Source organism: Nonomuraea sp. NPDC050691 (assembly GCF_040654455.1).
GTDB lineage: Bacteria > Actinomycetota > Actinomycetes > Streptosporangiales > Streptosporangiaceae > Nonomuraea.
This window is the reverse complement of the sequence record NZ_JBFAIA010000095.1, coordinates 23,590-30,754: the sequence shown is the minus strand read 5'-3', so window position 1 is coordinate 30,754 and position 7,165 is coordinate 23,590. Positions and strand designations below refer to the sequence as shown.

Genomic DNA, 7,165 nt, shown 5'->3' with positions numbered 1-7,165 from the left:
GCGCGCGGGTCGCCGACGTGTCGCGCCGCGGCGTACGCGCCCAGCTGCAACCTCTGTGCGGCCGGCGCGTCCCCGCGCAGCTCCGCGACGAAGCCCTGCTCGGCGAGGATCAGCGCCTCCCCGGGCGCCCCCGACACCTCGCGCACCCAGCCGATCCACCTGCGCAGCAGCCGGTCCGCCTCGTCCAGCCTGCCCTGACGGCGGGCCCCGAGCGCGAGACCCATCTCGGCGAACTGCTCCGCGGGCCGGTTGGACTGCGACACGGCCAGCGCCCTGGCCCGCTCGTGGTAGTCCTCCGCCCCCGCGTGGTCACCGGTCAGCATGGCGATCCTGCCCAGCCGTGACAGCGCGTCGCAGGCCGCGCCCCACAGGCCCAGCTCCTCGGCCATCCGCAGCCCGTCGCGCCGCAGCGCCGCGGCGCGCTCGTAGTCGCCGGTGATCTCCGCGAGCGTGCCGAGGCTCTCGCCGGCCCGCATCTCGCCCCACCTGTCGCCGCTCTCGCGGAAGAGCGCCAGCGCCCGCTCCCCGTCGCGCCGGAGCGCCGCGAGATCGCCCCGCATGCCCGCCCACCTGGCCCGTACGCTGAGCGCGGCGGCCGTGCCCCACCGGTCGTCCAGGGCCTCGAAGTCGGCCAGCGCCGACTCGACCAGCCCCATGCTCTCCGCCAGGTCGTCGTAGCCGAACAGCGCGAAGCCCGCGAACCAGCGCGCCCTGGCCCGGGCCGCCGGGTCCTCGACCGCCTCCAACAGGGCGGGATCGAGCGGGAGAGGCCGCCCGTCCAGCGCCTCCAGCCCGTGCAGCCACAACCGCGCCCGTGCGGCACCTGACGTCTCCAGCGCCGCCGGCTTTTGGGCGGCCGTCTCCCGGGTCGTTGTTTCCGGCGGCGCGACGGACAGCGCGGCCTCCAGGGCGCGGCGGCCCTCGCCCAGCCTGCCGCGCAGCACCCAGTACCAGGCCAGCGCGTTCACGAGCCGGACCGCCTCGCCGGCCGCGCCGAGCCGTACGGCGTGGTCGATCGCCGCGCGGATGTTGGCGCTCTCGGCGTCGAGCAGGGTGAGGACGCGGCGCTGATCGTGCCCGTACAGGGACGGCTCGGCGCGCTCGGCGAGGTCGGCGTGGTGGCGGACGTGCCGCAGCCGGACGGCGTCCAGCTCGCCCGCCTCGGTCAGCCGTTCCAGGCAGTAGGCCGCCACCGACTCCAGCAGCCGGTACCTGCCGTCCGCCGACCGCACCACGAGCGACCGGTCCACCAACTGGGACAGCGGACCGAGCACGTCGAGGCCGGGCTCTCCACAGACCGCCTCGGCGGCCTCCAGCGTGCAGCCGCCGGCGTGGACCGCGAGCCGCCGCAGCACCAGCCGCTCCTCCTCGCCGAGCAGCTCCCAGCTCCAGTCGATCATGGCGCGGAGGGTCCGCTGCCTGGCCGGGGCTCCGCGCAGCCCAGGGGCGAGGACGCGGAACCGGTCGTCGAGGCGGTCGGCGAGCCCCCGGGGCGTGAGGGCGCGCAGCCGGGTGGCGGCCAGCTCCAGGGCCAGGGGGATGCCGTCGAGCCGCACGCAGATCTCCACGAGCGCACTCCGCTCGTCATCCGCATCCGAGCGCCCCGCATCCGAGCGCCCCGTGTCCGAGCGCCCCGTGCCCGTGGTGGACATGCCCGTGGTGGACATGCCGGTGGTGGACGTGCCGGTGGTGGACATGCCCGCGCGGGACGTCAGCAGCTCGACCGCGGCCTCCACGCTCAAAGGTGGGAGGCCCCACAGGGCCTCGCCCGGCACGCGCAGGGACTCCCGGCTGGTGGCGAGGATCCGCAGTCCGGGCGCTGCCCGCAACAGCATCCCGGCGAGGGCGGCGACCTCCTCCACCACGTGCTCACAGTTGTCCAGCACGAGCAGCCTCTCGCCGGACCCGGACCCGGACCCGGACCCGGACCGCAGCGCCGCGGCCAGCCGGTCCGTCAGCGACCCCGGAACGTCGTCCCGCAACCCCAGCGCGCCCGCCACGGCCTCGGTCACCCCGGCGGGCGTGGACGCGGCCAACTCGACCATCCACACACCACCGGGGAAGGGCCGCCCGGAATCCGCCGCCACCTCCAGCGCCAGCCGCGTCTTGCCGACGCCACCCGGTCCGGTGAGCGTGACCAGCCGGTTCGCGTGCAGCAGGGCGCGCACCTCTTCCACCGCCTCCCCTCTGCCCACCAGCGAGGTCAGCGGCGCCGGCAGCCCGCCCGCGGGGGAGAGGAGCGAAGCCCCCGTGGAGGACGGATCCCCGGGGGAGGACGGATCCACGAGGGAGGACGGGCTTCCCGAGGAGGATGGGCTCCCCAGGGAGGGGGCGTGGCGCAGGATCGCCTGCTGCAGCGACACCAGTTCGGGCCCCGGGTCGACGCCCAGTTCGTCCGCCAGCCGGGCACGCAGGTCGGCGTAGCTCGCCAGCGCCTCGCCCTGCCGTCCCGCCCCGTACAGGGCGCGCACGTGGAGGGCCCGCAGCCGTTCGCGCAGCGGGTGCTCGGCGACGACGCCCGCGAGGTCGGCGGCCACGGGGCCGTGCTCGCCCAGCGCGAGCCGTGTCCCCGCCAGCTCCTCCAGGGCCACCAGCCGCAGCTCGTCCAGCCGGACGGTCTCGGCGCGGGTGAACTCCTCGTCGCGGTACCCGGCGTAGGCGGGGCCCCGCCACAGACCCAGTGCCTCGTCCAGCAGCGTCCGCCGCCCGCGCGGGTCGTCGTCCCGGCGGGCGCGGCCCAGGAGGTCCTCGAACCGGTCGGCGTCCACCTCGTGCGCCGCGCCGGTCCGCAGCGCGTACCCGCGCGCCTGGTGCACGATCAGGTCGCGGTCGCCGAGGACGCGGCGCAGCTGCGACACCTTGACCCGCAGCGCGGCGGGCGCGCCGGCGGGCGGGCGCTCGCCCCACAGGTCGAGGATCAGCCGGTCGGCGGAGACGGGCGTGCCGCGGTGGGCCAGCAGGTCGGTGAGGAGCGTGCGGACCTTCGCCTCCGGCACCTGGACGGGCTCGCCGCCGGGCGTCCACACCGCCGGCGGTCCCAGCACCCCGAACCGCATCAGCCCCCCATAACACTCTCCGAACGCGACCATAACCCCGGCCCGGCACCGTGGATTCCCGTCCCGCCCACAACGTGAGGAATGCTGAAATGTCGGAGAATATTGCGGTGCTTGGGCTCGGCCTCATGGGCACGGCCCTGGCCGAGACCCTGCTGGCGGCCGGCCACCGCGTCACCGTGTGGAACCGCTCGGCCGCCAAGGCCGACGCCCTGGTCGCCAAGGGCGCCACCCGTGCCGCCACCCCGGGCGAGGCCGTCGCGGCCGCCCCGCTGGCGATCGTCTGCGTGCTCGACTACCAGGCCGTCCACGAGGTCCTGGACGGCGCCGACCTGGCGGGCCGTACGGTGCTGAACCTCACCAACGGCCGCCCGGCCGAGGCCCGCGAGACCGGCGAACGGCTGATCGGGCGCGGCGGTGACTACCTGGACGGCGGCATCATGGCCATCCCGCAGATGATCGGGCAGCCCGGCGCGCTGATCCTCTACAGCGGCTCGCGGGCCGCCTTCGCCCGCCACGAGGCGGCGCTGAAGCCCCTCGCCGAGCCCCGCTACCTGGGCGAGGACCCGGGGTTGGCCCCGCTGTACGACCTGGCCATGCTCACCGGCATGTACGGCCAGATCGCCGGGTTCCTGGAGGCGGCGGCGCTGATCGCCTCCGAGGGGCGGCCGGTGCGCGAGTTCACCGAGACGCTGCTCGTGCCATGGCTGCACGCGATGGCCGCGGCCCAGCCGCGCTGGGCCGAGGAGATCGAGAAGGGCGACTACGCGACCGAGGTCTCCAACCTGGAGGTCAACCGGGTGGGCATGGCCAACCTGGTGATCGCGTTCGAGGAGCAGGGGGTCAAGCCGGACCTGCTGCTGCCGATGAAGGAGATCCTGGAGCGCCGGGCGGCCCGCGGGCACGGTGCCGAGGGCCTGCCCGGCCTGATCGAAGAGCTGCGCTGAAGCATCGAAGAGCTGCGCTGAAGCGGGACCGAACCCTGCGGCGTCAGAGGCCGGTGCGGCGGAAGGCGGCCAGCGGGATGCCGACCCACGCGGGCCGGTTGCGCGCCTCGTAGACCACCTCGTACACCGCCTTGGCCATCTCGAACGCCTTGAGCAGCGCCGAGTCGGCCGGGGAGATGGTCCCGCCGCCCTCGGCGTAGCCGTCGAGGAACGCGGAACGGTTGCGGGCCGCCCACTCCTCGGCCCGCGGCTCCAGCTCCGCCGCGTCGGGCCGGTCGGTCAGCAGGTGCCTGGCGGCGTAGTCGAACGAGCGCAGCATGCCCGCCACGTCGCGCAGCGGCGACGACAGCGCCCGGCGCTCGGCCAGCGGCTGCCCCGGCTCGCCCTCGAAGTCCAGCACCACCCAGTCGGTGTTGGTGCGCATCACCTGGCCGAGGTGGTAGTCGCCGTGGACCCGCTGCACGGGCACCTCGGAGGTCAGCTCCTCCACCCGGTGGTAGACGGCCTCGATCGTGCCGACGTGCTCGCGCAGGTCCGGCACCTCGGAGACGGCTCGGGCGAGCCGCCGTCTGAAGCCCTCGGCCATCCGCTTGACCTCGGGGATCTCGATGACGTCGGTGGGGAACGCCGCGGCCAGCTCGTGGTGGACGCGCGCGGTGGCGGCGCCGAGCCGGAACGACTCGCCGGCGAAGTCGCCGCCCGCGTCGGCCGCCCTGACGGGGGCGGACTCCCCGTAGGCGTCGTCGGGCGTCATGGCGTAGAGGTCGCGGACGCTGGCGAGCGCGAGGTCCCAGCCGTCGTTGGAGTTGGAGAGGAACTCCTGCGTGATCGCCAGCGTCGTGGGGGTCCCGTCGAGGTCGGTCTCGACCCATCCGTACGGCTGGGCGATGTGCGGGGCGTTGCGCTCGGCCAGCGCGGTGATGACCTCCAGCTCGGGGTTGACGCCGGGGACGAGCCGCCGGAACAGCTTGCAGATGTACGCGTCGCCGTACACGAGCGAGGTGTTGGACTGCTCGGCCCCGAGCACGATGCTGCGCAGGGAGGTGTCGATCTCGACGCCCGGGAGGTGGCGGAAGCGCACCGTCTCCCAGTCGCAGTCGCGGCCCATGCATTCGAGCAGCCACGGGGTCAGCTCGTGGTCGTGGACGGCGTCGTAGGCGCACCACTCGTCGTGGGAGGGGCCGTCGTCGAAGGAGTACGGGCCGTACATGCCGATCAGGGCGTGCTTGAGCCGGTCGGGCAGCTCGGAGCGCAGGCCCAGGAGCACCTGGTAGCGGTCACGTGTGCCGTCCTGCCACACCGACACCACGAGATGTCGCAGGCCGGGATCGCCCGCCTCGATCGTGGCGTCGGAGTCGATCGACACTCTGTCGATCGGGCGCCCCTTGCCGCCGAACCATCGCTGACGTCCGATCCATGCGGCAAGGAGCTCCTCAAGCACGTCTTATTCCTCCTGGGTGGCTGCCGGCGGGAGGGTGAACCAATAGAACCCATGCCCCGGAAGCGTCAAAAGATACGGAAGCTCGCCAATTGGTGGGAATGGGACCCCGCCCATGGTCTCCACCGGGGACACCCCGACGAATCTCCGCAGGTCCAGCTCCACCGGCTGGGGGAAGCGGGAGAGGTTGTTGACGCACAGCATCCGGTCGTCGCCCAGCTCGCGGACGAACGCGAGGACGCTCGGGTTGGAGGAGTTGAGCTCGATGAACTCGCCGAGCCCGAACACCGGGTGGCGCTTGCGGATCTCGATCATGCGGCGGGTCCAGTGCAGCAGCGAACCGGCGTTCTTCTGCTGCGCCTCGACGTTGAGGCCCTGGTAGCCGTAGATCGGGTCCATGATCACCGGCAGGTAGAGCCGCCCCGGGTCGCAGTCGGAGAACCCGGCGTTGCGGTCGGGGTCCCACTGCATGGGGGTGCGCACGCCGTCGCGGTCGCCCAGCCAGATGTTGTCGCCCATGCCGATCTCGTCGCCGTAGTAGAGCACCGGCGAGCCGGGCAGCGACAGGAGCAGCGCGGTGAACAGCTCGATCTGGTTGCGGTCGTTCTCCAGCAGCGGCGCCAGGCGCCGGCGGATGCCGACATTGGCGCGCATGCGCGGGTCCTTGGCGTACTCGGCGTACATGTAGTCGCGTTCCTCGTCCGTCACCATCTCGAGCGTCAGCTCGTCGTGGTTGCGGAGGAAGATGCCCCACTGGCAGTTCTCGGGGATCTTGGGGGTCTGGGCCAGGATCTCGGAGATGGGGTAGCGCGACTCCCGGCGCACGGCCATGAAGATGCGCGGCATCAGCGGGAAGTGGAACGCCATGTGGCACTCGTCGCCCCCGCCGACCGGGTCGCCGAAGTAGTCCACCACGTCCGACGGCCACTGGTTGGCCTCGGCCAGCAGGACGCTGTCGGGGTAGAGCCGGTCCACCTCGGCGCGCACCCGCTTGAGGTACTCGTGGGTCCTCGGCAGGTTCTCGCAGTTGGTGCCCTCCTCCTCGAACAGGTAGGGCACCGCGTCCAGCCGGAACCCGTCGATGCCGAGGTCGAGCCAGAAGCGCAGGACCTCCAGCATGGCGTCCTGCACGGCCGGGTTCTCGTAGTTGAGGTCGGGCTGGTGGTGGAAGAACCGGTGCCAGTAGTACTGGCCGCGCACCGGGTCGTAGGTCCAGTTGGACGTCTCGGTGTCGATGAAGATGATCCGCGCGTCGGCGTAGGCCGTGTCGGTGTCGGACCAGACGTAGAAGTCGCCGAACGGGCCCTCGGGGTCGTGCCGGGACGCCTGGAACCACGGGTGGGCGTCGCTGGTGTGGTTCATGACCAGGTCGGCGATGACGCGCATGCCCCGCTTGTGGGCCTCGTCGACCAGCTTCACGAAGTCCCCCAGGTCTCCGAACTCGGGGAGGATCTTCATGAAGTCGGCGATGTCGTAGCCGCCGTCACGCAGCGGCGACTCGTACAGCGGCAGCAGCCACAGGCAGTCGACGCCGAGCCACTGGAGGTAGTCGAGTTTGCCGATCAGGCCCTTGATGTCGCCGGTGCCGTCTCCGTTGGAATCGGAGAAACCCCTGATCAGGACCTCGTAGAAGACCGCGCGCTTGTACCAGTACGGGTCGCGAGGCTTCTCCTCGTCGAAGGGGTTGGGTATGGGTGTGGAGCTCATGAGCCCTCCTTCGCCGGGCT

Annotated in this window: 4 protein-coding genes; 1 reads left to right on the top strand and 3 read right to left on the bottom strand. The window is 72.6% G+C overall.

Annotation, left to right across the window (positions count from 1 at the left end):
- A partial coding sequence (locus tag AB0H81_RS28195) for a BTAD domain-containing putative transcriptional regulator (RefSeq protein WP_358380599.1) occupies positions 1-3,056 on the bottom strand: 3,056 nt, incomplete at its 3' end.
- Between the two features lie 89 nt (positions 3,057-3,145).
- On the opposite strand from AB0H81_RS28195, the gene AB0H81_RS28190 reads away from it, so the two are divergent.
- Positions 3,146-4,000 carry an NAD(P)-binding domain-containing protein gene (locus tag AB0H81_RS28190; protein WP_358380597.1) on the top strand — a complete coding sequence of 285 codons (855 nt, stop codon included), beginning with the start codon at positions 3,146-3,148 and terminating at the stop codon, positions 3,998-4,000.
- A gap of 43 nt (positions 4,001-4,043) precedes the next feature.
- Here the strand turns inward: AB0H81_RS28190 and AB0H81_RS28185 are convergent, their stop codons facing one another.
- Positions 4,044-5,441 carry a phosphotransferase gene (locus AB0H81_RS28185; RefSeq protein WP_358380595.1) on the bottom strand — a complete coding sequence of 466 codons (1,398 nt, stop codon included), beginning with the start codon at positions 5,439-5,441 and terminating at the stop codon, positions 4,044-4,046.
- A 3-nt stretch (positions 5,442-5,444) separates the two neighbouring features.
- Positions 5,445-7,145, bottom strand: a complete 1,701-nt coding sequence (gene treS, locus AB0H81_RS28180; protein ID WP_358380593.1) for a maltose alpha-D-glucosyltransferase — start codon at positions 7,143-7,145, stop codon at positions 5,445-5,447.
- Positions 7,146-7,165 lie beyond the last annotated feature (20 nt).

What these genes read in the sequence shown, in the direction of transcription:
- AB0H81_RS28190 (WP_358380597.1), top strand. Translation starts at nt 3,146, where the DNA reads ATGTCGGAGAATATTGCGGTGCTTGGGCTCGGCCTCATGGGCACGGCC.
- treS (WP_358380593.1), bottom strand. Translation starts at nt 7,145, where the DNA reads ATGAGCTCCACACCCATACCCAACCCCTTCGACGAGGAGAAGCCTCGC.